This is a genomic window from Alistipes muris (assembly GCF_943193205.1).
Lineage (GTDB): Bacteria > Bacteroidota > Bacteroidia > Bacteroidales > Rikenellaceae > Alistipes > Alistipes muris.
This window is the reverse complement of sequence record NZ_CALPDD010000006.1, coordinates 1-25,649: the sequence shown is the minus strand read 5'-3', so window position 1 is coordinate 25,649 and position 25,649 is coordinate 1. Positions and strand designations below refer to the sequence as shown.

At 59.0% G+C, this 25,649-nt stretch carries 18 protein-coding genes and 1 tRNA gene; 12 read left to right on the top strand and 7 right to left on the bottom strand.

The genetic code is table 11. The annotated features are described in order from the left end of the window. Positions 1 to 96: 96 nt before the first annotated feature. Positions 97 to 987 carry a HEPN domain-containing protein gene (locus NFR47_RS04600; protein ID WP_251214411.1) on the top strand — a complete coding sequence of 297 codons (891 nt, stop codon included), beginning with the start codon at positions 97 to 99 and terminating at the stop codon, positions 985 to 987. An 82-nt stretch (positions 988 to 1,069) separates the two neighbouring features. Here the strand turns inward: NFR47_RS04600 and NFR47_RS04595 are convergent, their stop codons facing one another. The 5 genes from NFR47_RS04595 to NFR47_RS04575 form a co-directional block, all read right to left on the bottom strand. After that, the gene (locus tag NFR47_RS04595) at positions 1,070 to 1,321 is read right to left on the bottom strand and encodes a hypothetical protein (protein ID WP_251214410.1); all 252 of its coding nucleotides are present in this window, start codon (positions 1,319 to 1,321) and stop codon (positions 1,070 to 1,072) included. A 464-nt stretch (positions 1,322 to 1,785) separates the two neighbouring features. After that, the gene (locus NFR47_RS04590; RefSeq protein WP_251214409.1) at positions 1,786 to 2,043 is read right to left on the bottom strand and encodes a hypothetical protein; all 258 of its coding nucleotides are present in this window, start codon (positions 2,041 to 2,043) and stop codon (positions 1,786 to 1,788) included. Positions 2,044 to 2,055: 12 nt separating this feature from the next. Then, positions 2,056 to 3,297 (bottom strand): site-specific integrase, encoded by a 1,242-nt coding sequence (locus NFR47_RS04585; protein ID WP_251214408.1) that lies wholly within the window; start codon positions 3,295 to 3,297, stop codon positions 2,056 to 2,058. 280 nt (positions 3,298 to 3,577) lie between these two features. Further along, positions 3,578 to 3,650: transfer RNA gene (locus NFR47_RS04580), tRNA-Gly, on the bottom strand. Between the two features lie 313 nt (positions 3,651 to 3,963). Further along, entirely contained in the window at positions 3,964 to 5,235 is a 1,272-nt protein-coding gene (locus tag NFR47_RS04575) for an aminotransferase class I/II-fold pyridoxal phosphate-dependent enzyme (RefSeq protein ID WP_251214407.1), read from the bottom strand. 230 nt (positions 5,236 to 5,465) lie between these two features. Between NFR47_RS04575 and NFR47_RS04570 the strand changes: the two genes are divergently transcribed. Next, positions 5,466 to 6,239: a radical SAM protein gene (locus tag NFR47_RS04570; protein ID WP_251214406.1), complete on the top strand. Its 774-nt coding sequence runs from the start codon at positions 5,466 to 5,468 to the stop codon at positions 6,237 to 6,239. 589 nt (positions 6,240 to 6,828) lie between these two features. On the opposite strand, the gene dxs is transcribed toward NFR47_RS04570, so the two are convergent. Then, positions 6,829 to 8,703 carry a 1-deoxy-D-xylulose-5-phosphate synthase gene (dxs, locus tag NFR47_RS04565; RefSeq protein ID WP_251214405.1) on the bottom strand — a complete coding sequence of 625 codons (1,875 nt, stop codon included), beginning with the start codon at positions 8,701 to 8,703 and terminating at the stop codon, positions 6,829 to 6,831. A gap of 436 nt (positions 8,704 to 9,139) precedes the next feature. Here dxs and NFR47_RS04560 point away from each other — a divergent pair, with 436 nt between their 5' ends. The 5 genes from NFR47_RS04560 to NFR47_RS04540 all read left to right on the top strand — a co-directional run bounded on the left by NFR47_RS04560 (position 9,140) and on the right by NFR47_RS04540 (position 12,698). Continuing rightward, positions 9,140 to 10,006, top strand: a complete 867-nt coding sequence (locus tag NFR47_RS04560) for an endonuclease/exonuclease/phosphatase family protein (RefSeq protein WP_251214404.1) — start codon at positions 9,140 to 9,142, stop codon at positions 10,004 to 10,006. A 79-nt stretch (positions 10,007 to 10,085) separates the two neighbouring features. Beyond that, positions 10,086 to 10,793: a UMP kinase gene (gene pyrH / locus NFR47_RS04555; protein ID WP_251214403.1), complete on the top strand. Its 708-nt coding sequence runs from the start codon at positions 10,086 to 10,088 to the stop codon at positions 10,791 to 10,793. An 87-nt stretch (positions 10,794 to 10,880) separates the two neighbouring features. After that, positions 10,881 to 11,441: a TlpA family protein disulfide reductase gene (locus NFR47_RS04550; RefSeq protein ID WP_251214402.1), complete on the top strand. Its 561-nt coding sequence runs from the start codon at positions 10,881 to 10,883 to the stop codon at positions 11,439 to 11,441. Positions 11,442 to 11,449: 8 nt separating this feature from the next. Next, positions 11,450 to 12,010 (top strand): ribosome recycling factor, encoded by a 561-nt coding sequence (gene frr, locus NFR47_RS04545; protein ID WP_251214497.1) that lies wholly within the window; start codon positions 11,450 to 11,452, stop codon positions 12,008 to 12,010. A 70-nt stretch (positions 12,011 to 12,080) separates the two neighbouring features. Further along, positions 12,081 to 12,698 (top strand): DUF3575 domain-containing protein, encoded by a 618-nt coding sequence (locus NFR47_RS04540; protein WP_251214401.1) that lies wholly within the window; start codon positions 12,081 to 12,083, stop codon positions 12,696 to 12,698. Between the two features lie 479 nt (positions 12,699 to 13,177). Here NFR47_RS04540 and pckA read toward each other — a convergent pair whose 3' ends face one another. Beyond that, positions 13,178 to 14,785 (bottom strand): phosphoenolpyruvate carboxykinase (ATP), encoded by a 1,608-nt coding sequence (pckA, locus tag NFR47_RS04535; protein ID WP_251214400.1) that lies wholly within the window; start codon positions 14,783 to 14,785, stop codon positions 13,178 to 13,180. A gap of 397 nt (positions 14,786 to 15,182) precedes the next feature. Between pckA and hemW the strand changes: the two genes are divergently transcribed. The 5 genes from hemW (at position 15,183) to NFR47_RS04510 (ending at position 25,490) form a co-directional block, all read left to right on the top strand. Further along, the gene (gene hemW / locus NFR47_RS04530) at positions 15,183 to 16,298 is read left to right on the top strand and encodes a radical SAM family heme chaperone HemW (protein ID WP_251214399.1); all 1,116 of its coding nucleotides are present in this window, start codon (positions 15,183 to 15,185) and stop codon (positions 16,296 to 16,298) included. 245 nt (positions 16,299 to 16,543) lie between these two features. After that, positions 16,544 to 20,794, top strand: coding sequence for an alpha-glucan family phosphorylase (glgP, locus tag NFR47_RS04525; RefSeq protein WP_251214398.1), 4,251 nt, complete (start codon positions 16,544 to 16,546; stop codon positions 20,792 to 20,794). Positions 20,795 to 20,955: 161 nt separating this feature from the next. Beyond that, the gene (locus NFR47_RS04520) at positions 20,956 to 22,890 is read left to right on the top strand and encodes a glycogen debranching enzyme N-terminal domain-containing protein (RefSeq protein WP_251214397.1); all 1,935 of its coding nucleotides are present in this window, start codon (positions 20,956 to 20,958) and stop codon (positions 22,888 to 22,890) included. 69 nt (positions 22,891 to 22,959) lie between these two features. Next, on the top strand, positions 22,960 to 24,273 hold the full coding sequence (locus NFR47_RS04515; protein ID WP_321571064.1) for a glycosyltransferase family 4 protein: 1,314 nt from the start codon (positions 22,960 to 22,962) through the stop codon (positions 24,271 to 24,273). A 14-nt stretch (positions 24,274 to 24,287) separates the two neighbouring features. Next, on the top strand, positions 24,288 to 25,490 hold the full coding sequence (locus NFR47_RS04510) for a glycoside hydrolase family 57 protein (protein WP_251214396.1): 1,203 nt from the start codon (positions 24,288 to 24,290) through the stop codon (positions 25,488 to 25,490). The last annotated feature ends 159 nt before the right edge of the window (positions 25,491 to 25,649 follow it).

Genomic DNA, 25,649 nt, shown 5'->3' with positions numbered 1-25,649 from the left:
AACAATTGCAGACTATTTGCAGAACAATAGACAAATGTACTTGTTTTTATGGGTTTTGCAAAACGCATTGTCGGAAAATTTCATAATTTTGTCATTATGAAACGAAGCATCCGATTTTTACCGCCGCGCAAAAGACAGGATTTGCAACAACTGACTACGCTTATCCGCGAGCAGGTCAAACAAGTGGAAATGATTGTTCTTTTCGGCAGCTACGCCAAGAACAAATACGTCGACTATGACCAGCGCGTGGAGTTCGGTACACCGACCTACTATATGAGCGATTACGACATCGTGATTCTGACGCGCAAGCCAATCGGGGCCATAGAATCGTCTCTGTATGAGAAGATAAAAGACAAGTTTTTCGAGAACAAGAACCGCCCGTTTCACACCCACCCGCAGTTCGTCAATTACGGCATTGACGACTTCAACTACGCACTCACGAAAGCCCACTATTTCGAGACGGAAATCAAACGCGACGGCATTATACTCTACGATTCGGGAACTCACAAGCTGGCCCGACGCCGAAAGCTCGACTATACGGAGATTCGGGACAGGGCGCAGAAATATTTTGACGATAAGTTCGGGCGGGCCAATCAATTTTTGAAAGGCGTTACCTTTTATTGTGAAGACGGAGATTGCAGGATGGCATCGTTCCATCTTCATCAGTCTGTCGAGAATTTTCTGCGGACGATTCCGATGGTCTTCATCCTCTACGGCCACAAAAGCCACGACCTGTCGGAGTTGATGAATGCCGCGAAAAAACACACGACGGATATTTTCAAGGCTTTCCCGCGCGACACGGAGGAGGAAAAACGGTTGTTCGACCTGCTGCAACGAGCTTATATCGAATCGCGCTACAATCCCGATTTCGAGATTACGAAGGAGGACATCGACGCGCTTCTGCCCAAGGTCGAGCAGCTCCGCGATATTGTCGAAAAGGTCTGCTGCGAGCGAATCGCATACTACGACAGCCAGAGCGGGAAATAACTTAAAACATTATCAGCAGGATTGATGATAAATAATTGGGGCTGTCTAAAAATCTTAGACAGCCCCAATTATTTTCAAGTCATTAAATCTTAAATCCTTTTGCCTGCGTTTCAGTGGTGATGGTTTGTGGGCTGACGAATTGCACGTGCTCCCGTAGAAATTGCGACCTATTCGGCGCATCGGCGGGCGGCTCCGTTGTCGCTCGTTCTTCGGTCGGCGGCGATTGTGTCTGTGCTGTGCCGCCGTCGGCCTGCTGCTCCTGCGTGGCTTCGGGCTTGGGCGGAGCCAGCTCCAACTGAATTTTGAGTTCCAGCGCAGCAACATCGGATTTCAAGTTTTCTTCTTTCTAATCGCCCGACTTCGGAGGTGCGATTTTTCTCGTTAGAGCCAAGGCTTTTGAGTAACTCAAAAGGTATCGAGTTACTCGATACACACCTTGCTGTTAGCCGATGCTAACAAAATTCCTAACGTCAGCAGGCAACGAATTGAATGAAGTGATTTTTCGGTCGATTGGTTTGCTGATTTAATGACTTACTGATTCATTGTCGTACCGTCGTGTTGATTTACAGATATGACGAATTGAGAAAACGACTATTTATACATTGGTTGGTACGTACCAACCGATTTGCACACCGATATACGCACATATAGCAATAACGACGGGCAGGTAATTCCTGCCCGTCGTCGTTCAGCAAAGTTTGCCATGCGTTATGGGAATCATGATCGGTGCGGTCGCTCGGCTCTGTGTCGTCGCTACGTGCAGCAGCCATCGCCGGATGATTGCCGCATAGGAGCTGTTCAGCCGAAATGCCCGCGCGAAGATCGTTTCGAGGTTATAGGCGTCAGCATAGTTTCCGCTCGGCAGGCGGATACATCTTTTCGTCTTGGATTCCCGCACGATGCCGCTTTTGTAAAGCGCTTTCCCGCCGCCCGAATCGTCGGAACAAGCACCCCGAACAACTCCGCTAACTCCATTTCGGTCATCCGAATCCTGTCGCAACCGGCAGGTATAGACAACCGTCCCTGTTCGTCTATCGCAATGATTTCTCTTTTCATCGGAACTGCGGTTTACTGATTCAACGACAATATATCGCCAGAAAACATCTGCTCGTTCATCTTCCGCATCTCACGCCCGATCAACTGCTCCGAGAATTTCGCATAGTGACGCGTCATGTTGGTATTCGAGTGTCCGAGAATCTTCGCCAGCACGTCGATAGGCATCCCGTACTCCACGGCCAAACAAGCGAACGTATGACGGGCAACGTGTGTGGTCAGATTCTTCGGAATATTGCACAAGTCGGCGATCTCTTTCAGGTAGGCATTCATCTTTTGATTACTCGGAACCGGCAGCAGTTTCCCTATTGCTCGCAACTCCGCATCCCGTTCATATTTCTCCAGCAATATCATCGGATAAGGCAACAATGGGATGCGGCTCATTACCGCCGTCTTCTCTCGCGGCTTATAAATCCATGTCGTTCCGTTGTCGTCCGTGCGGATATGTTCCCGCCGCAGATGTTCCGCATCTGTAAATGCCAACCCTGTCAGACAACAAAAAGCAAAGACATCCCGGATTCTGTCGAGCCGTTCGTTCGGCAGTCTCTTTCGCACCAGTGTCTCCAACTCTTCACGCGTGAGATGGTCTTTCTCCTTGTTGTGTTCCTCTTTGAGTTTGTAGTTCCGAAACGGGTCTTTCTCGATCCACTCATTGCGCAAACAGTAGCGGGTAAAGTTCTTGACGCAATCGAGTAAATTCACGGCACCGTTGTGCTTGCATCGGTGGGCTGTTTGCAGAAAGGTATTGAACCCGTCGAGAAACTCGTAACCGACAGCCGAGAGCAGCAAATCCTCTTTCCGATAGGCGGATGCGACATACTCCCGAAGATACCGCAGCACCCGATGATATTTGTTCGCTGTCAGTTGTGTGATGCGTACGCCAACCTCCGTCTGTCGTTTCTCGCAGTATTTCGCCAATTCCGCAAGGAACATAATCGAAAGTGTTGCGGGATTCTGCAACCGTTCCTTGATCTGGATGCAGTTGCCCTCGTAGCCCTTGGCGATCAGTTCCTGCCGCACGGCGAGAATCCTTGCGCGATAATCGTCCAGATAAGAATTGACCTGCTGACATAGCTTGTCCTTGCCGGTCGCCCGCTCTTTGGATTGGCTCCATTTATCAACGGGAACCGAACATTGGATATAGATCTCTTTGGAGACGCCGTTGGTGGTAATGCGGGCCAGAATAGGGGTCAGCCCCGCCTTGTTGGTGCGTGCCTTACGCAGAAAGTAAGTTACGCTGAATCGTTTTCTTTCCATCGTCCGAATACGTTTTGAGTTTGACAATCATACGATTGAAAAGCCCGGAACGTTCGGCGCAAACCGATGTAATTCAACGCACTGCCGAAAAAGTGTGGTACATTTCTGCCGCTCGCACCCGTGTACCACGATTCGGCACACGGAAAGGATGCTTTCGCCAGCCACCACTTGCTACGGCACAAAAACGAAACGATCCCGCATGTGATTGACATACAGAATCGTTTGCTTCAATTTGCGTAACCTTACCCAACAAAAAAGGTCCTTCGAAAAGGACCTCCTGAGCGGAAAACGAGACTCGAACTCGCGACCCCAACCTTGGCAAGGTTGTGCTCTACCAACTGAGCTATTTCCGCAAAACAAACCCCAAAACCCGGAGGAAACCTCCTTATTGGGACTGCAAATATAAACCGAAAAAATCAAACGACAAAATTTTTCGGGGACAAATTACGAAACCCCGGGGCTGAAAAAGACGAATAAGGCGGGCCGAGGACACAGCATCCCAAGACCTCAGAAACAAAACCGAATGCGATGCCGAACTTGTTCCCACATCGAATTCGACGAGCCGAACGAAAGAGAGAAACCCGCCTAAAAACCGAAAAAAAATTGCCGACCTCCGAAATCGGAAGCCGGCAATCCTCTTCACCTAATTTTTATTATGAAATCTTTTTAGCGGACCTTGAAACCCTCGTCGGCGCGGACGGGGATAGGCAACTTGGCGTAGTAGCCGCTTTCGAGCTTCTCGCGCACGGACTTGAACGCCTCGATAGTCACCTTGACGTCCTCCAGCGTATGGGCCGCGGTGGGGATGACGCGCAGGATGATTTCGCCCTTCGGGATAACGGGGTAGATGACGATGGAGCAGAATATACCGTGATTCTCACGCAGGTCGACCACCAGGTTCGTTGCTTCGGGGACACCGCCCTTGAGGAAGACCGGAGTTACGGGCGAATTGGTCACGCCGATATCGAACCCGTTCTCTTTCAGACTGCTCTGGAGCGCACGCACGATTTCCCACAGCTTCTGCTGGTATTCGGGGTGCTGACGAATCAGTTCCAGACGCTTCAGCGCGCCAATCACCATCGGCATCGGGAGCGACTTGGCATAGAGCTGCGAGCGCATGTTGTAGCGGAAAAGGTTGATAAGCCAGCGCGGACCGCTCACGAAAGCCCCGATTCCGGCCATCGACTTGGCAAAGGTGTTGAACAGCACGTCCACCCCGTCGACCACACCGAAGTGCGACGCCGTACCGCGGCCGCCCTCGCCCATCGTGCCGAAGCCGTGGGCGTCGTCGACCAGCAGACGGAACTGGAAATCCTTTTTCAGCGCCACGATTTCGTCGAGCTTGCCCAGGTCGCCCTTCATGCCGAACACGCCCTCGGTAATCACGAGCACACCGCCGTTCTGCTCCTCGGCCAGGTCGGTAGCGTGCTGCAACTGAAGACGCAGCGATTCCATGTCGTTGTGTCCGAAGACGAAACGCTTGCCCTTGTGCATGCGCAGACCGTCGATGATGCAGGCATGGGCTTCGGCATCGTAGACCACCACGTCACGCGGCGTGAGCAGGCAGTCGATAATCGAAATCATGCCCTGGTAGCCGAAGTTGAGCAAGAACGCGTCTTCCTTGCCGACGAACGCCGCGAGCTCGCGCTCCAGCTGTTCGTGGTAAACCGTCTGGCCGCTCATCATGCGGGCGCCCATCGGGGCGGCCATACCGAACTTGGCGGCGCCTTCGGCATCGGCCTTGCGCACCTCGGGCAGGTTGGCCAGACCGAGGTAGTTGTTCAGGCTCCAGTTGAGCACTTCCTTGCCGCGGAATACCATGTGGGGGCCGATTTCGCCCTCCAGTTTGGGAAACGCATAGTACCCGTGGGCATAGCCCATGTACTGACCGATAGGTCCGCCTGCATTCTTTTCGAGGCGTGCAAAAATATCTACCATATCTGCTATGTAATTTTGGAATTTGTATGTCCTTGTTTCCGTGCCTGTTCGGCAGCGGCCCCGCAAAAATACAAATAAAACGGAACCGATGACCAAAGGTAGCCGTTTTTTGTGGCGCAAGGATACGTATTTATACTTATTTTAGCCGTTTCGGCATACCGGCCGGCACGAAACGCCCGTTTCCCGGCAAAGGGTTTGGGGGTTGTTCCGAATTTTGCTAATTTCGCATCATGACATCGCTTTTCCCCGACATCATTTTCGGGCCCGTGCGCTCGCGGCGGCTGGGTTTGTCGTTGGGCGTCAACCTGTTGCCCACCCGGTCCAAGCTCTGTTCGTTCGACTGCATCTACTGCGAATGCGGCTGGAACGCCGAACATCCCGGCGCGCGGCGCTTCAACGACCGCGACGACGTGCGGACCCAGCTCGAAGCCACCCTGCGCCGGATGGTCGCCGACGGCACGCCCCCCGACGTCATTACTTTCGCGGGCAACGGCGAGCCGACCCTCCATCCCGACTTCGAGGCCGTCATCGGCGACACCCTTGCCCTGCGCGACGCCTTGTGCCCCGGGGCCAAAGTCTCCGTGCTGTCGAACGCCACACAGCTCCACCGCGACGACGTGCGGCGGGCCCTGCTGCGCGTAGACAACAATATTCTGAAACTCGATTCGGCTTTCGACGCAACGGTCCGGCGCATGAACAACCCGCAGAATGCGGCTTATACGGTTCGTGAGACGGTCGAACAGATGAAACGGTTCGAGGGGCGGATGATTCTGCAAACGATGTTCTTACGGGGAACTTGCGGCGGTGCGTCCATCGACAACACCACCGAGGAAGAGGTCGCCGCGTGGCTGCGGCTGGTCGGCGAAATCCGCCCCCGGCAGGTCATGGTCTACTCGCTCGACCGCGACACCCCCTGTCCGACACTCGAAAAGGTGCCGCGCGAGAAGCTGCAGGCCATCGCGGTCCGGGTCGAAGCCTTGGGGATTCCCTGCTCCGTCGCTTGATTTTCCGGGTATTAAAAGGGGTAAAAGACAGCCTGTGCGCCGGCCCGAATGTATCCGCACCCATACGGCGGATACGCGTCCGGCGCTGCCGCGCTGACACAAGCCTTGACCTGCCCCATTCCGGGCATGGCTGCCTTTTACCGTAGGTGCAGCGACAGGGTGACGCAACTCTCGTTTGCCATGCACACAGTGAAGACAAAGTTTCCCGCCGCTGCCGGCCGACCGATCGTATCCGGCAGAGCACAAAAAGAGGAAGACGCTGCCGATTTTATAATCTCAGGCTCTGGTAAACCTCGTCCACTAAAATACAACACACGTCCTCCCGGACGCAAATGGTATCTGTGGACAAAAATTTTACCAGAATTTAAGATTTAGATACAATCGCTTATAACGATACGAATATGTCAAGAACGCTGGAAACCCATTGGGTTTTACGGTGCGAATATACTGTTTTTCCTGCAAATAACAAACTTCGGGCCACCGAACGCGCTGTCGGTGCCGTACTTACGCCGCCGATGCAGGTTCGGAGTTTTCAATACGTGGGAAATTGTCCGGGCTCTCGCGCTTCCGCGTTCTTCGCAGCAGCAGTCTATCGCTGAAGTATCGCCTGCAGGATGCTCTCCTCGTCGAAGCCGCAGAGGGCGTAAAGCTGGGCCGGGGTACCGTGCTCGATCCACTCGTCGCCGACGCCCAGCGAACGGACCGAGGGCTTGAACCCGTGGCTGTTGAACCACGCCGCGACCGTCTCGCCCACACCGCCACGCAGCGATCCGTCCTCGACGGTCACCACCCGGGCGAACCGTGACCCGACTTCGGCAAGCAGTTCTTCGTCGAGCGGTTTGGCAAACCGCAAATCGTAGTGGGCTACGCTCAGTCCCTCGGCCGCAGCCCGTTCGGCAGCCCGCGCCGCCGCATGGCCGACCGTTCCGACGGTCAGCAGCGCTACATCGCCGCCCTCGCGCAGGCAGCGCCCCTTGCCCGTGGGCAGCACCTCGAAAGGCTCGTCCTGCCACGGCGCTCCGGCTCCGTTGCCGCGCGGGTAGCGAATCATATAGGGCCCTCCCGCCTGCAAGGCCGAGTACATCATGTTGCGCAGTTCGCGTTCGTCCATCGGGGCCGCAATCGTCAGCGACGGCACCGTCCCGAAAGCCGCCATGTCGAACAGTCCGTGGTGCGTCACTCCGTCCTCGCCGACCAGGCCGCCGCGGTCGAGACACAGCACCACAGGCAGATTCTGTATCGCAACATCGTGAATCACATTGTCATAGGCCCGCTGCATGAACGACGAATAGATGTTGCAGAAAGGCACCATCCCCGCCGCGGCCAGTCCGGCCGAAAAAGTGACGGCGTGGCCCTCGGCTATGCCAACGTCGAAACAGCGTTCGGGCATGGCCTGCATCAGCATGTTCATCGAGCAGCCCGAGGGCATGGCAGGCGTCACGCCCACCACCCGAGGGTCGAGCTGCGCCAAATCGACAAGCGTCCGGCCGAACACATCTTGATAGCGGGCCGCCGCTCCCTGCGCCACGATGCGTTCGCCCGTCTCGGGGTTGAAGCGTCCCGGCGCGTGCCACACGGGTTTGTCGTGCTCGGCAGGCAGATAGCCTTTGCCCTTGACTGTCATCACGTGCAGCAGTTTGGGTCCCGGAATCGCCCGCAGCGCCCGCAGGGTCCGCACCAGCTCGGGCAGGCTGTGCCCGTCGACCGGACCGAAATAGCGGAAATTGAGGCTCTCGAACAGATTGCTGTTGTTGAGCACGCCCTGCTTCACGGCATTGCCCATCTTCTGACACAGCCGCAGCAGGCGCGGCGTATGCGACAGCACACCCCACAAACGTTGCTTGAGCCGGTTATAATGGACCGAAGTCGAGATTTTCAGCAAGTAATTTTTGAGTGCGCCCGTGGCCTGGTCGATGGCCATGTTGTTGTCGTTCAGAATGACCAGCAGGTCGGTACTCTTGCTGGCCCCCGCGTTGTTGAGCCCCTCGAACGCCAGTCCGCCCGTCATCGAGCCGTCGCCGATGACCGCCACGACCTTGCGCTTCTCGCCCCGCAGTTCGGCCGCCTTGGCCATGCCGAACGCCGCCGAAATCGAGACCGAGGCATGGCCGCCGCCGAAAGCGTCGTACTCGCTCTCGGCCATGCGCGGGAAGCCGCTGATTCCGCCCAGCCTGCGTTTGTTGCGGAACGCTTCGCGGCGTCCCGTGATGATTTTGTGGGCATAGGTCTGATGGCCCACGTCCCACACGATTTTGTCCTCGGGCGTATCGTACACATAGTGGAGCGCCGCAGCCAGTTCCACCGCCCCGAGGCTCGACGCCAGGTGGCCAGGATTGACCGAGCATTCCCCGATGATATAGCGGCGCAGTTCGTCGCAATAGGTGCGTAATTCCTCCTGCGTGAGTGTTTTCAGCTCGCGCGGCGAACCGATCCGGTTCAGCAATATGTATTCATCCGCAGCCATGGATATGCAAAGATACGAATAAGCCGAATACAAAACCAAACTTGTTTGGATTTTGTTGAGGCGGAGTATCTTCGGCGCAGCCAAAGTGCGCAAGTCGAGAGCAATGCCAAATTTATTTGGCCATTGCCGAGACGCAGCCTATCTTCTGTAAAGATACGAATAAGCCGAATACAAAACCAAACTTGTTTGGATTTTGTTGAGGCGGAGTATCTTCGGCGAAGCCTATCTCCAACGAAGGTAAAAGTTGAAAGGTGAAAAGTGAAAGGTATTCTTTCAAGTCTGCATAAAAACAAATATCTTCTTTACCAACCGCATACTTTCCTGCATTCCCTCGCAGGAAATCGCCGGACGCCCGACTTCGGCAAAATCGGCCGCGGACCCTTTTCCGATAGCCGAAAAATCGCTATATTTGTGCATCATTCAAAACCTTGCACCCATGAAACAGGCTTTCCGGCTTCTTCTGCTCGGGGGAATCGCCCTTTTCGGTTCGTGCGCGCCCCGGCCCCGCACAATCGCCTACACGCTCCCGGCCGGCGAAATCAAACTTATCAGTTTCAACATCCGCCAGGGCAGCGCCGCCGAACAGGACGGGCCCTGCCGCTGGACCAAGCGCCGCGAAGCCGTGCTCGACATGATCGAGCATCAAAGTCCCTCGGTCATCGGCATCCAGGAGGGCGAAATCGACCAGGTGCGCTACCTCGAACTCCACTGCCCGCAGTTCGCCCGCATCGGCGTCGGCCGCGACGACGGAGCCGAGAGCGGCGAAATCATGGCCATCTTCTACCGCAGCGACTATTTCGACGTTCCGGCGTCGGGCACTTTCTGGCTGAGCGAGACCCCCGGACAGGTATCGCGCGGGTGGGATGCGGCCTGCAACCGCACCGTGACATGGGCACAGCTGCGCGAAAAGGCCACAGGCAAGGAATTCTACTATCTGAACACCCATTTCGACCACATGGGCGAAACCGCCCGCCGCGAATCGGCACGGATGGTCGCCGACTTCGTCCGGGAGCGGATTCCGGACGGCGCGACGGTCATCGTCGGCGGCGACCTCAACACCGACGCCGCCCACCCCGACCTGGCGCCGCTGAAAGAACAGCTCCGAATCGCCCGCGACATCGCCGACCCGACCGACCGCCGGGGGACTTTCAACGGGTTCGGTTCGGCTCCGGGCAACATCGTCATCGACCACATCTTCTGCCGCAACGTCTCCGGCCCCGCCCTCGAAACGCTGCGCGACGGCTACGGTGCGGCCTATCTTTCGGACCATTATCCCGTAGTCTTCACGTTCCGGCTTCCCTGACCGCAGCCAACGAAAAACCGCGAACCCTGCAAAAATCGAATAAAAATTCGTATCTTCGTCCGACAAACGGCACAGAAAGATGAAATACAAGCGCATACTTCTGAAACTGAGCGGCGAATCGCTGCAAGGCCAGCAGAAATACGGGCTTTCGCCCGAGGTGCTGCAATCCTACGCGGAGCAAATCAAGGCAGCGGCCGCAAGCGGCGTGCAGATAGGCATCGTCATCGGCGGCGGCAACATCTTCCGCGGCATGACGGGGGCCAAGAAAGGCTTCGACCGTGTCAAGGGCGACCAGATGGGCATGCTGGCCACGGTCATCAATTCGCTGGCGCTCCAGTCGGCGCTGGAGGACAACGGCGTGCGCGCCAAGGTGCTGACCTCCATCCGCATGGAGCCCATCGGCGAATACTTCTCCAAGGCGCGGGCTATCGAGTACTTGGAAGCGGGCTGCGTGGTCATCATCGGGGGCGGCACCTCCAACCCCTATTTCACCACCGATTCGGCGTCGGCCTTGCGCGGCATCGAAATCGAAGCCGACGTTCTGCTGAAAGGCACGCGCGTCGACGGTGTCTACACGGCCGACCCGGAGAAGGACCCCGCCGCAACGAAGTTCGACGAAATCACGTTCGAGGAAGTGCTCGACCGACGGCTCAAGGTCATGGACCTCACGGCGTTCACCCTCTGCCGCGAGAACGGGCTGGAAATCGTGGTCTTCGACATGGACACTCCCGGCAACCTGGGCAGGGTCCTTGCCGGAGAAAAGGTGGGCACGCTCGTAAAACCATAGGGCCCGCCCGGGCGCGGCATAGCCCGGCTTGCCAAAGAACTCCGGTTCCCCGCCGCACCTTTCACTTTTCACCTTTCACCTAACGAAATGGCAACCAAAAAGAGCAACAAGCAACTCTGGATCATGCTGGCGCTGATAGCCGCCATCGCCGCGGCCATCCTGCTGCTGCCCGACGGCAGCCGCCCCGACAGCGCCCCGGCCGACCCCGCCGCATTGGTCAAGCCGGGCGACACGGCCCCCGACTTCACGGTCGAAATGTTCGACGGCTCCCATGTCACCCTCTCCGACCTGCGCGGCAAGGTGGTTCTGCTCAACTTCTGGGCAACGTGGTGCCCGCCCTGCCGGCAGGAGCTTGCACGCGTGCAAGCCGACGTCATCGACCGTTTCGTAGGCGAAGACTTCATCTTCCTGCCCATCGCCCGCGGCGAGGGCCGCGAAGCCGTGGCGGCTTTCCGCCAACAGCAGGGCTACAACTTCCCCATGGGGCTCGACCCGCAGCGAAGCGTCTACGACCGCTACGCCTCGAACCACATCCCGCGCAACATCCTCATCGGCCGCGACGGCAGAATCGAGCTTTCGTCGGTGGGCTACGAAGCGGACGAATTCGGGCGGCTTGTCGAAGCCATCGAACAGACACTGAATCAATAACACACACAATCATGGATACCAAAACCATTCTCAACGACGCCTCCGTCCGGATGCAGAAAGCCCTCGACCACCTCGAAGAAGAACTGCTCAACGTGCGCGCAGGCAAAGCGTCGCCCAACGTGCTCAACGGCGTGATGGTCGATTACTTCGGTTCGCAGGTGCCTGTTTCGGGGGCGGCCAGCGTCACCGTGCCCGACGCCAAGACCATCCTGATTCAGCCGTGGGACAAGAACATGATCCGCACCATCGAGAAAGCCATCGTCGACTCGAACATCGGTCTGACCCCCTCGAACAACGGCGAGCAAATCCGGCTGTCGATTCCGCCGCTGACCGAAGACCGCCGCAAGGAGCTGGTCAAGCAGGTGCGCTCCGAAGCCGAAACAGCCCGCATCAGTTTCCGCAACGCCCGCCGCGACGCGGTAGAAGCGTTCAAGAAAGCGCAGAAGGAGGGCATGCCCGAGGACGAATCGAAGGACGGCGAAACCCAGACGCAGAAGCTGCTGGAAAAGTTCACCAAGCTGCTCGACGACACGCTCAACAAGAAAGAAAAGGAAATCATGACCGTATAGTCTCTCCGGTCACCAGTCTGCGGGCGGAATCTTCGCGTTCCGCCCGTTTTCATACTGATACGCCTGCCGCATGAAAAAATACACCGCTCTGCTGCTCCTGTTTCTGCCCGCCCTGCTGGGCTCCAGGAGTGCCGCCGCACAAGGATACGTCAAACTCAACGGGCTCTATGCGCTGGCGGGGGTCATCAATCCCGCCGTGGAGTTCGCCATCTCACCCAAATCGACCCTGCAAACCGAAATCGTGGTCTCGCCGTGGAAATCCATCAACGGCAAGCACATGAAGTTCGGCATCCTCATGGGCGAATACCGCCGCTATTTCAAGGAGCACAGCCGCGGCTGGTACTTGGGCGCCAACCTCGGCATGATGGCGTTCGACATGTCGAAGCCCTACCTGGCACACGGAAGCATCAAGTTCGAGAACCGCTATTGCAAGGGCTACGGCATGATGATCGGTTTGTGCGTGGGCTACGAATACCAATTCTGCGAGCGCTGGCTCGTCGACGCCTTTTTGGGCTGGGCATGGATGGACAGCCACTACAACGGATATAGTTTCGACGGCGAAATCGACATGTACCCCCACCGCCCCGTCCAGCCCAAGCACCCCGACCCGTTCAACGGTTCGTCCGAATGGTACCCCAACAAAATCGGCGTCTCCATCGGCTGCCGGATTTTCAAGCCCAAAAAATAGCCGCAACCCGGAGTGGCGGAGGTCACGGCTTCCGCCAGCGCGGTTGTGCAGATTCAGCAATCCGCTGACGGCATACGGCCGAAGAGGCTAAAACGTTTTAACAAGCCGCTGAAACGATTCAGCACGCCGTTAGCTATACATCCCAGTCTGGCAGAAAACATTGAGCATTTTTCCGTCATTCATCCGAGCGATTGCTTAAGCCCTGCTACGGGCTACCGCCACAACTCGACGGGAGCCTTGACGTACGTCGGCACGGAGGGCAATGTCTGGTGCTCGTCGTCCTACTACGCCGGCAACCACAATGCGGGCTACCTGTTCTTCCGCGCGGGCGACGTGCGGCCGCTGAACGGAACCAACCGGGCCTACGGCTTCGCCGTGCGCTGCGTCCAGCATCTGCAAGGCTATTTCCCCAAAAAAGCACTTCCGGCCGCCCGAAAGAGCGACCGGAAGCATCCAAAAATTATGTGTTACGAAAAGTCTTACTTCAGTTTCGGACCGGCGGCCACGAGGCTCTTGCCCTCGTCGTTGCCCGTGAACTTCACGAAGTTCTTCACGAAACGGTTGGCCAGGTCTTCGGCCTTGGTCTCCCACTCCGCGGGGTTCGCGTAGGTGTCGCGCGGGTCGAGAATCTTGGAGTCCACGCCCGGCAGCTCGGTCGGCACCTTGAAGTCGAAGGTCGGAATCATCTTGGTCGGAGCCTTGTCGATCGAACCGTCGAGAATGGCGTCGATGATGCCGCGCGTATCCTTGATGGAGATACGCTTGCCCGTACCGTTCCAGCCCGTGTTGACCAGGTAGGCCGTGGCGCCCGACTGCTGCATGCGCTTAACGAGTTCTTCGCCGTACTTGGTGGGGTGCAGCGAGAGGAAAGCGGCGCCGAAGCATGCCGAGAAAGTCGGCGTGGGCTCGGTGATGCCGCGCTCGGTACCTGCCAGCTTGGCGGTGAAGCCCGAGAGGAAGTAGTACTTCGTCTGCTCGGGGGTCAGAATCGACACCGGAGGCAGCACGCCGAAAGCGTCGGCCGAAAGGAAGATGACCTTCTTGGCAGCGGGAGCCTTCGATACGGGCTTCACGATGTTGTTGATGTGGAAAATCGGGTACGACACGCGCGTATTCTCCGTCACGGACTTGTCGGCGAAGTCGATAGCGCCCTTCTTGTCGACCGTGACGTTCTCCAGCAGCGCATTGCGGCGGATAGCGTTCCAGATGTCGGGCTCGTTCTCTTTCGAGAGGTTGATGACCTTGGCGTAGCAGCCGCCCTCGAAGTTGAAGACGCCGTCGTCGTCCCAGCCGTGCTCGTCGTCGCCGATAAGCTGACGCTTCGGGTCGGTCGAAAGGGTGGTCTTGCCGGTGCCCGACAGACCGAAGAATACGGCCGTCTCGCCCTTTTCGTTGGTGTTGGCCGAGCAGTGCATCGAAGCAATGCCCTTGAGCGGAAGCAGGTAGTTCATGTAGGAGAACATACCCTTCTTCATCTCACCGCCGTACCACGTGTTGATGATGACCTGCATCTTCTCGGTGAGGTTGAAGACCACGGCCGTCTCCGAGTTGAGACCCAGCTTCTTGTAGTTCTTGACCTTGGCTTTCGAGGCGTTGAGCACCACGAAATCGGGCTCGCCGTACTCCTCCAGTTCGGCGTCGGTCGGACGGATGAACATGTTCTTCACGAAGTGAGCCTGCCATGCCACCTCCATGATGAAGCGGATTTTCAGACGCGTGTTCTTGTTGGCGCCGCAGAACGTGTCGACCACGTAGAGCTTCTTGCCCGACAGCTCCTTGGAAGCGATCTTCTTGAGTTCCTGCCAAGCCTCCTTGCTCACGGGCTTGTTGTCGTTCTTATACTCGTCGGAAGTCCACCAGATCGTGTCCTTGGTGGTCTCGTCCATGACGAAGAACTTGTCCTTGGGCGAACGGCCGGTGTAGACGCCTGTCATCACGTTGACGGCACCCATGTCGGTCAGCTGACCCTTCTCGAAACCTTTCAGGCCTTTCTTGGTCTCCTCGCGGAAGAGCTCGTCGTAGGAGGGATTGTACACGACTTCCTTGACGCCGGAAATCCCGTACTTTGTCAAATCCAGTTTGTCCATAACTAACTTATTTTTAGAATTAAACCTATTTCCTGCATGACGGCGCCCGGCAGGGGCGCCTGCGTTTTTCCGACGCAAAGGTAGAAAAACTTTCATACTTGTGAAAAAAATAACAATGAAAATTCCGAAAAATACCCATTATTTTTCCGGCATCGGTTATCCGGTTCATTCATAACGCGTTCGGGGGCTTCTCCGGGCAGTCCGGCAATCGCACGGCTTTCCCGCTCCGGCCGCATTCGGCACAGCGCCGGGCCTGTCGAAAAGGTTCCCGGCATGGCCGCCCGCTTCCCGTACAGCAAATAATCCGCCGAAAACGGATGCGCTTTTTGCGGCCCGGCTCGCTTTTTCGGCCGAAGAGCGCACCAAGTACGGAATTTTTTCGTAAATTTGATAATCTATGGCAGGCCTCTATTTCCACATACCGTTCTGCAAACGCATCTGCGCCTACTGCGACTTCTACAAAAGCGCCGACCTGCGGCGCATGGACGACGTGCTGGCGGCGATGCACCGCGAGCTGGAAACGCGGCGCGGCTACCTGGGCGGCGAACCGGTCCGCACCCGCTATTTCGGCGGCGGCACCCCGTCGCTGCTCACGCCCCAGCAAATCAGGGACTTGCTGGCCCGCGCGGCCGACCTTTACGACTGCACGGCTGTGGAGGAAACGACCCTCGAAGCCAATCCGGACGACCTCGACGGGCCCTATCTGGAAGCGCTGCGCCAGGCGGGCATCGACCGCCTTTCCATCGGCATCCAGTCGCTCGACGATGCCTGCCTGCGGCTGATGAACCGCCGCCACACCGCCGCCCAGGCACGCGAAGCGGTTGCGGCGGCCCGCCGGGCCGGATTCGGCAACCTGACCGTCGACCTGATTTTCGGTGTGCCGGGATTCGGCGGCGATTCGCTGCGCCGCTCGCTCGACGGCGTGCTGGCGCTGGAACCCGAACATGTTTCGGCATACCATTTGACCGTCGAACCCGATACGGCGTTCGGCCGCCGGGCCGCACGGGGAGCATTCGCACCCGTCGGGGAGCAGGTGAGCGAAACAGAATTCCGGCTCGTACACGAAACGCTGACCCGCGCCGGATACGAACACTACGAAGTCTCGAACTACGCCCTGCCGGGACGGCGGGCGCGCCACAATTCGGCTTACTGGCACGGCGAGAAATACTTGGGCATCGGTCCTGCGGCCCACTCCTACGACGGCTGCGAGCGCCATTGGAACGCCGCGTCGGTCGACCGCTACGCAGCCGGAGAAGCGGCCGGACGCGAGGTGCTGACCGACTGCGACCGCTTCAATGAATACCTGCTGACACGCCTGCGCACGGCCGAGGGAATCGAACTGGCCGAAGCCGGGCGTCTGTTCGGGAAGCAGCGGCTTGCAAAGCTGGAACAGGAAGCCCGCCGGATGGCCCCCTCGGGGATGGTCCGGCTGACGGACGAACGGCTCAGCATTCCGCCCGAACGCTTCTTAGTGTCGGACGCGGTCATCGGCGCGCTGTTCGAGACCCGTTAGCAGCAGACGCCCATGGACACCCGGCACCCCTGCGAAACCCCGGCCGAGAAGCCCCGGCCCTGCAATGTTAAATTATTATTAAATATTTTTAAGAAATTGAGGTCCGAAGCGTCTGCAACGGCCCCGCAGCCCCGCCCGCAAGAGGGCCCCACGGCGGAAACCTTTGCTTTATAATAATATATGTGTTACCTTTGCGCCCGACCTTATCCCTCAAACCGAGTAAATTACAAATCGAAAAATAGACTATGAGCAACGCGAAACTGACCCCGGACTATCTGTTTGAAGTGAGCTGGGAAGTATGCAACAAGGTGGGAGGCATCCACACCGTAGTCTCGACCAAGGCGCAGACCGCCGTCCGCAAATTCGGCGACCGCTACCTGCTCCTCGGTCCCGACCTCTCGCACGAGGGGGTCAACCCCGAATTCGAGGAAGACCTCAGCCTGCTGAAGAACTGGCGCCAGAGCGTCTACAACGACGGCATCCGCATCCGCATAGGGCGCTGGAAAATCAAGGGCGAGCCGACGGCCGTTCTGATCGACTTCACGTCGCTTTTCCCGCGCAAGGACGAGATACTCAAAAAACTGTGGGAGGACTACCATGTCGATTCGATTTCGGGTCAGTGGGACTACATCGAACCCGTGCTGTTCGGCTACGCCGCAGGCCGTGTAATCGCCTCCTACGTCGACACGTTCTGCACCGCCACGGAGAAAGTGGCCGCCCATTTCCACGAATGGATGACCGCCGCCGGAGGCCTCTACCTGCGCCGCCATGCCCCCTATGTGGCCACGCTCTTCACCACCCACGCCACGGTCATGGGACGTTGCATCGCCGGCAACGGACTGCCGCTCTACAACGACCTGACGAAATTCAACGCCGACGAACTGGCCCGCCAGTTCAACGTGACGGCCAAGCACTCCATCGAGAAGATGGCCGCCACCTACCACGATGCGTTCCTCACCGTCAGCGACATCACGGCCAACGAATGCAAATACCTGCTCAGCCGCGAGCCCGACTGCGTGACCCCCAACGGTTTCGAGAACGATTTCGTGTGGACGGGCGCCGAATACGACGCCAAGCGCGCCGAAGCCCGCAAGACAATGATCGAAGTGGCCGAAGCCTGCTTAGGCACGAAGTTCTCGACCGACCCGCTGATCGTGGGAACCAGCGGCCGCTACGAATTCCGCAACAAGGGGCTCGATGTCTTCCTCGATTCGCTCAAGACGCTGGCCGAATCCGGGAACCTCGACCGCGAAATACTGGTCTACATCACGGTGCCGGCAGCCAACCGCGGCCCGCGGCCCGACCTCCAGGCCCATCTGGCCGACGCATCGCAGCCTATCGACGGCAGCCGCTACAAATATTCGACCCATGTGCTCGAATACCCCGACAGCGACCCCATCGTCCACGCGCTCAACGGCTCGGTGCTGACGACCGACAACTCGAAGGTCAAGGTGCTCTTCGTGCCGACCTACCTGAACCGCAACGACGGCATCTTCGGCAAGGACTACTACGAACTGCTTGTAGGCATGGACATGACGGTGTTCCCGTCGTACTACGAACCGTGGGGCTATACGCCGCTCGAATCGGTGGCCTTCTCGGTGCCGACCGTCACCACCACGCTGGCGGGCTTCGGTCTGTGGGTCAACAAACAGCCCGAGCACGACGGTGTCGTAGTCGTTCGCCGCGACGACTACAACGACCGCGACGTGGTGGGCGCCATTGCCGATGCGCTACTGCATTTCAGCAAGCTCGACGAAACGCAGATCGCGAAAATCCGCCGCTCGGCCTATGAAACCTCGAAGTCGGCCCTGTGGGAACACCTCTACACGGCCTACGAAAAAGCCTATTCCGAAGCCATCGAGGCCTCGGTGGTCCGCACCAACCGGGCCGTACTCGACGACGGCGGCTCGAAGACCGAGCAAATCAACTTCGTGCGCCAGCAGCTTTTCGCCGAAAAGCCCAACTGGAACCGCATGATGGTCGACAAGACCCTGCCGGCCCGCCTACACGCGCTCGAAGAGCTCTCGCGCAACCTGTGGTGGTGCTGGAACCCCGGCGCCCGCGACCTGTTCGAGAACATCGACCCGGCGCTGTGGACCGAATGCGAGCGCAACCCCATCGCGTTCCTCGACAAACTGAGCATCGAACGGCTCAAGGAGCTGGAGAAGGACCCCGAGTTCCTCGCCCGGCTCGACGCCGTATATGCCCAGTTCACCAACTACATGAACGAGAAGCCCGACCCCTCGACGACGACCGTTTCCTACTTCTCGATGGAGTACGGCCTGCATTCGTCGCTCAAAATCTACTCGGGCGGCCTGGGCATCCTGGCGGGCGACTACCTCAAGGAGGCTTCGGACAAGAACGTGCCGATGGCTGCCGTGGGTCTGCTGTACCGCTACGGCTACTTCACCCAGCGTCTCTCGGCGCAGGGCGCACAGGAAGCGACCTACGAAGCGCAGAACTTCTACAAGCTGCCCATTTCGCCCGTGCGCGACGAGGAGGGCAACTGGCTCACCATCACCATCGCCTTCCCGGGCCGCACGCTTTCGGCGCGCGTCTGGAAATGCCAGGTAGGACGCACCGACCTGTTCCTGCTGGACACCGATTTCGAGGACAACCTCGAAGAAGACCGTCAGATCACCCACTACCTCTACGGCGGCGACTGGGAGAACCGCCTCAAGCAGGAGATTCTGCTGGGCATCGGCGGCATCCGGGCCCTGCGCAAGCTGGGCGTCAAGCACCAGGTGTTCCACTGCAACGAGGGTCACGCCGCGTTCATCGGCATCGAACGCATCCGCGAGATGGTGAACCACAAGAAACTGTCGTTCTCCGAAGCGCTCGAAGTCGTCCGCTCGTCGTCGCTCTTCACGACGCACACCCCCGTGCCCGCAGGTCACGACGCATTCCCCGAGCAGATGATCCGCCAGTACATGTCGCACTACCCCGATGTGCTGGGCATCACGTGGGAGCAGTACATCAACCTCGGCAAGACCAATCCCAACGACCCCAACGAGAAGTTCTCGATGTCCGTTCTGGCCTGCAACCTTTCGCAGGAAGTCAACGGCGTGTCGTGGCTTCACGGCGAGGTGTCGAAAGACATTCTGGGCAACATGTGGCCGGGCTACTTCAAGAACGAACTGCACATAGGCTACGTGACCAACGGCGTGCACTTCCCGACGTGGATCGCCACCTCGCTGCGCCGTCTCTATGCCCGTTACTTCGGCGACGGCTTCGAGGGCCACACCTATAATATACCGGCCTGGCAGAAAGTCCACAACATCCCCGACGAGGAGCTGTGGAACGAGCGCATGTATCTGAAAAACCGTCTTATCAAGCATATCCGCCGCCGCTTCAGCGACCCGGCGCAGGTGCGGCTCGATTCGCCGCGCCAGATGATTCAGATCATCGAGGGCATCAAGCCCGACGTGCTGACCATCGGGTTCGCGCGCCGCTTCGCCACCTACAAGCGTGCCTACCTGCTCTTTACGAACCTCGACCGCCTGTCGGCCATCGTCAACAACAAGGAGCGTCCCGTGCAGTTCATCTTCGCGGGCAAGGCCCACCCCAACGACAAGCCGGGGCAGGACCTCATCAAGCGCATCGTCGAAGTGGCGGCCATGCCGCAGTTCGTGGGCAAGATTCTGTTCCTGCAAAACTACGACATGGAGCTGGCACGCCGCATGGTGCAGGGCGTCGACGTATGGCTCAACACCCCGACCCGTCCGCTGGAGGCTTCGGGTACGTCGGGCGAGAAATGCGTCATGAACGGCGTCATGCAGTTCTCCGTGCTCGACGGCTGGTGGGTCGAGGGCTACAAGGAGGGCGCCGGCTGGATGCTTCCCATGGAACGCACCTTCGCCGACCAGCACTACCAGGACGAGCTCGACGCCGAGATGATCTACAACACCATCGAGGAGCAGATAGCCCCGCTCTACTACCAGCGCGAGCAGGACGGCATTCCCCACGCTTGGGTTTCGTCCGTCAAGCGCTGTGTGGCCGACATCGCGTCGAACTTCACCACCAACCGCATGCTCATCGACTACGAAGACCGCTTCTACAACAAGCTCGCGGCCCGCAAGCAGGCCATCACCGAGGGCGGGTACAAGCTGGCCCGCGAAATCGCCGCGTGGAAGCGCAAGGTTTCGGCCGCTTGGGACCAGGTGCGCGTGGTCGACGTGCAGCGCGTGAAAATCGACAAGGAGGCTGTCTTCGTGGGCGAGACCTACCGCTTCGAGGTGAAGCTCGACATCGCCAACCTGCGGCCCGAAGACATCGGCGTGGAGATGGTCATCGCCAAGCAGATCGTCGGCGGCCAGAGCGTCAACGTCACCCGCACCGTGGGGCTCGAACGCTCCAAGGCCGAGGGCAGCCTGGTGACCTACACGCTCGACTACACCCCCTCCGAGACCGGCACCTACGACGTGGCGCTGCGTGTCTTCCCGCAGAACGAACATCTGCCCCACCGCATGGACTTCGCGCTGGTGAAGTGGGCGTAGCTGCGCAGCAGTGCATACCGACGGCCGGGCGAAACCTGTCGTTCCGGCCGTCGGTATTTATATAAAGTAGCGTGAAAAAGCGATTTTTTTCGCTCCGGGCGAACAACTTGGCGAAAAAATCCGTATCTTCATACACACGAAACAAAGTCATTCACAGCGATATGTCAGCACTAACCTTCGACAAGAGCGAACTGGGCAATCTGGAGTACTCGCTCCAGCGGGAAATGCTCGCCACCGACCGCCGCGGCGGTTACATGAGCACGACCATCGTCTGCTGCAACACCCGGCGCTACCACGGGCTTATCGTGGCGCCCATCGACCAGAGCGAGCGCACCTACCTGCTGCTCTCGTCGCTCGACGAGACGATCGTGCAGCACGACCAGAGCTTCAACCTGGCGCTGCACCGTTTCAAGGGCGTTTACGAGCCGCGCGGCCACAAGTACATCACCGACTTCCAGTACACGCCCACCCCCACGATCACTTACCGCGTCGGAGGGGTCATCCTCAAAAAGGAGATGCTGTGGATCCACAAGCGCACCCAGCTGATGATTCGCTACACGCTCGTCGACGCCCATTCGGAAACCAGGCTGCGGCTGCGCCCGTTCCTCGCTTTCCGCGACAAGCACGCGCTGACCAAGGCCAACATGGCGGCCAACGGCCACTCTTACCCGGCCGTCAACGGCGTCAGATGCCGTTTGTACGAGAGTTTCCCGTGGCTCTACCTCCAGACCAGCAAGCCCGGCACGGAATTCGTGCCCGCTCCCGACTGGTACTACAATTTCGAGTACCTCCAGGACATCGCCCGCGGTTACGAGGGGCACGAGGACTTGATGACCACAGGTTATTTCGAGACCGAGCTCAAGAAGGGCGAAAGCATCATCTTCTCGGCGTCGCTCGACGAGATGGGTTCGACCCGCACCATCGAGGAGGTCTTCGAGGCTTCCATCGCCCGGCGCACCCACAAAATCGACTTCATCAGCTGCATGGAGCACTCGGCCCGGCAGTTCGTCGTCCGCCGTCCGGGCGACCGCACCGAGGTCGTGGCCGGGTACCCGTGGCACGGTTTTTCGGCCCGGCAGATGTTCATCGCACTGCCCGGACTGACGCTGGCGCAGGACCACAAGGAAGATTGCATCGACGCCCTCGACACGCAGGTCCGCGACATGCACGACGGCATGTTCGCCGGAACCGCATCGGCAGCCGTGGCGGCCGACGCCCCGCTTTGGTTCTTCTGGACCCTTCAGCAGCTGGAAAAGGCGCTCGACAGCCGGCAGATATGGGACCGCTACGGCAGTGCCATGAAGCAGTTGCTCGAAAGCTACCGCCGCGGCATCGCCGGGCGCGTCATCCTCAACGACAACGGACTGGTGTGGGCTTCGTCCGACGCACACCCGATTACCTGGATGGATTCGGTGGTGGCCGGGCAAGCCGTCACCCCGCGCAACGGCTATCAGGTCGAAACCAACGCATTGTGGTACAATGCCGTATGCTATACGCTCAAATTGGCGTCGGAGAACGGCGACACGGAGTTCGTCCGGGCATGGGAGGAGCTTCCGGCCCGCACCGCGGCTTCGTTCAACAAGCTGTTCCGACTGCCGCAGGGCTATCTGGCCGACGTCGTGGGCGACGGCGGAGCCGACGACACCATTCGTCCCAACATGATTATCGCGTGCGGGCTGCCCTACAAGATGCCCGACATCGAGACGCAAATCGACGTCATCCGCACCGTGCGCCAGCACCTGCTGACCCCCAAGGGCCTGCGCTCGCTGACGCCCCGCAACCCGCTCTACAAGGGCACATGCGACGGCTCGCTTGCCGAACGCGACTTCGCGGCGAAAAACGGCTCGGTGTGGCCGTGGCTGCTGCCGTTCTATGCGCAGGCATCGTTCGACATCGACGGCGACGCTTTTCTGCCGCAGGCCGAAGAAATGCTGGCTTCGTTCGAGGAAGAGATCCAGGTTTACGGCATCGGGTCGATCAACGACCTCTACGACGCCGACCCGCCCTACGCCCCCCGCGGTGCCATTTCGCAGGCGTGGAGCGTCGGAGCCGTGCTCGCGCTCTACCGCATGATACGCGACCGCAAAGGAGCATGAACCCGGTGCGGCCATCCGCAGGAATCGGGTAAACAGAGGCAATAAAAGTTACAAAGAAAGGATACAGTTATGAGAGTTTTGATGTTCGGCTGGGAGTTTCCGCCCCATATCGCGGGCGGCCTGGGTACGGCCTGCTACGGCATGACCCGCGGTCTGGCGCGCAACGGCGTCGATGTGACGTTCGTGGTGCCCCACGCCTACGGCGACGAGGACCAGCGTTTCACCCACGTGCTGAACGCCAGCGAGGTGGAGGCGCTCTACGGCCCGACCGGCAGCGGGGCCGACGACATCCTCGGCAGCATGTCGTTCATCCGCATCGACTCGAACATGGTGCCCTACATTTCGCCCGAAGAGTATGCCGACTACTACGAGCAGTTCGTCAAGACGGGGCAGAAAACGTGGTCGACTACCGATGCGTGGAAACAGCGCTACACCTTCTCCGGCAAGTACGGCGCCAACCTCATGGAGGAGGTGGCCCGCTATGCCATCGTCGCCGCGCAGGTGGCCCGCGACCTCGAAGGGCAGTTCGACATCATCCACGCCCACGACTGGCTCACCTACTACGCCGGAATCGCGGCCAAGCGCGTTTCGGGCAAGCCGCTGGTCGTCCACATGCACGCCACGGAGTTCGACCGCAGCGGCGAAAACATCAACACGCAGGTCTACGCCATCGAGCGCGCCGGCATGCAGGCCGCCGACCGGGTCATGGCCGTGTCGAACCTCACGCGCAACATCGTCATCAACCGCTACGGCATCCCGGCCGAACGCGTCGTGACGATGCACAACGCCGTGCGCTTCGCCGAGAATTCGGGCGAAGCTCCCGAACGCGGTGTCGACGACAAAATCATCACGTTCCTCGGCCGCATCACCTACCAGAAAGGCCCCGACTACTTCGTGGAAGCCGCCGCCAAAGTGCTCAAGCGCATGCCCAACGTGCGCTTCGTGATGGCCGGCTCGGGCGACATGATGAACCACGTCATCCGCCGTGTGGCCCGCCTCGGCATCGCCGACCGCTTCCACTTCACGGGATTCCTCCGCGGCGAAGACGTGCACAAGATGTTCCAGCTCTCGGACGTCTACGTCATGCCCTCGGTCTCGGAACCGTTCGGCATCTCGCCGCTCGAAGCCATGCGCTCGAACGTGCCGGTCATCATCTCCAAGCAGAGCGGCGTGGCCGAAGTGCTCGACTATGCCGTCAAGGTCGACTACTGGGACGTCGACGCCATGGCCGACGCCATGTACGGACTGGTCAAGTACCCCGCGCTGGCAGGCATGTTCGCCGCCAAAGGACTGGAGGAGGTGACGAACCTCAAGTGGAACAACGTGGCCGCCAAAATCAGGACCGTCTACGAAGAGGTCATCGAAGAAACTAAGAATCAATAAAATAACAGCCCCGCATGAAAACCGTCTGTCTGTATTTTCAGGTCCACCAGCCCTGGCGACTGAAGAAATACCGTTTCTTCAACATGGGCAAGGACCACAACTACCTGGACGATCTGCTGAACCGTTCGATCATGCAGAAAGTCGCCCGGCAGTGCTACCTGCCGATGAATGCCCTGCTGCTCAAACTTATCCGCGAAAACGGGGGGAAATTCCGCTGTTCGTTCTCGGTCACGGGCAGCGCCATCGAGCAGTTCCGCAAGTTCGCGCCCGAGGTGCTGGCCTCGTTCAAGGAGCTGGCCGACACGGGCTGCGTGGAGTTCCTGGCCGAAACCTACTCCCATTCGCTGGCGGCGCTGGCATCGAAGGAGGATTTCGCCCGGCAGGTGCAGCTCCATGTCGAAACCGTCCAAAAGGAGTTCGGCAAAACACCCACGGCGTTCCGCAACACCGAGCTGATCTACTCGGACGACATCGGCGCCGCCGTGGCCGAAATGGGCTTCCACACGATGCTGGCCGAAGGCGCCAAGCACGTGCTGGGCTGGAAGTCGCCCAACTTCGTCTATGCCAACGCCATCGACCAGCGGATGCGCCTGCTGCTGCGCAACTACAAGCTCTCGGACGACATCGCGTTCCGTTTCTCCAACCAGGGTTGGGACCAGTGGCCGCTGACGGCCGCCAAGTTCGCCGGGTGGCTCGCCTCGGAAGACACGCCGGGCGAAGTGATCAACCTGTTCATGGACTACGAAACGTTCGGCGAACACCAGACCGCCGACACGGGGATCTTCGAGTTCATGCGGTCGCTGCCCGCAGCCCTGCTGGCTACCAACGAACTGGAATTCGCCACGGTGAGCGAAGCCGCCGCGAAGTACCAGCCCGTATCGGTGCTCCACTGCCCGCACACCATGTCGTGGGCCGACGAGGAACGCGACGTAACGGCCTGGCTGGGCAACGAACTGCAAAACGAAGCCTTCTCCAAGCTCTACGCCCTCAAGGATAAAATCGCGCGGCTCGGCAACCCCGACTTCGACTACGTGTGGAACTTCCTCCAGACCTCGGACCACTTCTACTACATGGCCACCAAATGGCTCTCGGACGGCGACGTACACTCCTATTTCAACCCCTACGATTCGGCCTACGACGCGTTCATCAACTACATGAACGTGCTCTCGGACTTCATCATCGAGGTCGACAAGGCGCTTGCCGCCAAGGAAGCGTAAGTCTTCCCGGCATCGTTCGCCAGGACAACGCACCCCGCCGTTCGGGGTGCGTTTCTTTTTTTAGGGGGGGGGCAAGGCAGCCCGGCAGATGCTGGACGCAGCGCACGGAGTCGCCGAATGCTCGATCTGTGACTGCAAGCGGCGACACATTGTTCGCCC

What these genes read in the sequence shown, in the direction of transcription:
- hemW (WP_251214399.1), top strand. Translation starts at nt 15,183, where the DNA reads ATGGCAGGCCTCTATTTCCACATACCGTTCTGCAAACGCATCTGCGCC.
- pyrH (WP_251214403.1), top strand. Translation starts at nt 10,086, where the DNA reads ATGAAATACAAGCGCATACTTCTGAAACTGAGCGGCGAATCGCTGCAA.
- NFR47_RS04575 (WP_251214407.1), bottom strand. Translation starts at nt 5,235, where the DNA reads ATGGTAGATATTTTTGCACGCCTCGAAAAGAATGCAGGCGGACCTATC.
- glgP (WP_251214398.1), top strand. Translation starts at nt 16,544, where the DNA reads ATGAGCAACGCGAAACTGACCCCGGACTATCTGTTTGAAGTGAGCTGG.
- NFR47_RS04600 (WP_251214411.1), top strand. Translation starts at nt 97, where the DNA reads ATGAAACGAAGCATCCGATTTTTACCGCCGCGCAAAAGACAGGATTTG.
- NFR47_RS04550 (WP_251214402.1), top strand. Translation starts at nt 10,881, where the DNA reads ATGGCAACCAAAAAGAGCAACAAGCAACTCTGGATCATGCTGGCGCTG.
- NFR47_RS04585 (WP_251214408.1), bottom strand. Translation starts at nt 3,297, where the DNA reads ATGGAAAGAAAACGATTCAGCGTAACTTACTTTCTGCGTAAGGCACGC.
- NFR47_RS04570 (WP_251214406.1), top strand. Translation starts at nt 5,466, where the DNA reads ATGACATCGCTTTTCCCCGACATCATTTTCGGGCCCGTGCGCTCGCGG.
- NFR47_RS04515 (WP_321571064.1), top strand. Translation starts at nt 22,960, where the DNA reads ATGAGAGTTTTGATGTTCGGCTGGGAGTTTCCGCCCCATATCGCGGGC.
- NFR47_RS04540 (WP_251214401.1), top strand. Translation starts at nt 12,081, where the DNA reads ATGAAAAAATACACCGCTCTGCTGCTCCTGTTTCTGCCCGCCCTGCTG.
- NFR47_RS04590 (WP_251214409.1), bottom strand. Translation starts at nt 2,043, where the DNA reads ATGAAAAGAGAAATCATTGCGATAGACGAACAGGGACGGTTGTCTATA.
- NFR47_RS04560 (WP_251214404.1), top strand. Translation starts at nt 9,140, where the DNA reads ATGAAACAGGCTTTCCGGCTTCTTCTGCTCGGGGGAATCGCCCTTTTC.
- dxs (WP_251214405.1), bottom strand. Translation starts at nt 8,703, where the DNA reads ATGGCTGCGGATGAATACATATTGCTGAACCGGATCGGTTCGCCGCGC.
- pckA (WP_251214400.1), bottom strand. Translation starts at nt 14,785, where the DNA reads ATGGACAAACTGGATTTGACAAAGTACGGGATTTCCGGCGTCAAGGAA.
- NFR47_RS04510 (WP_251214396.1), top strand. Translation starts at nt 24,288, where the DNA reads ATGAAAACCGTCTGTCTGTATTTTCAGGTCCACCAGCCCTGGCGACTG.
- NFR47_RS04520 (WP_251214397.1), top strand. Translation starts at nt 20,956, where the DNA reads ATGTCAGCACTAACCTTCGACAAGAGCGAACTGGGCAATCTGGAGTAC.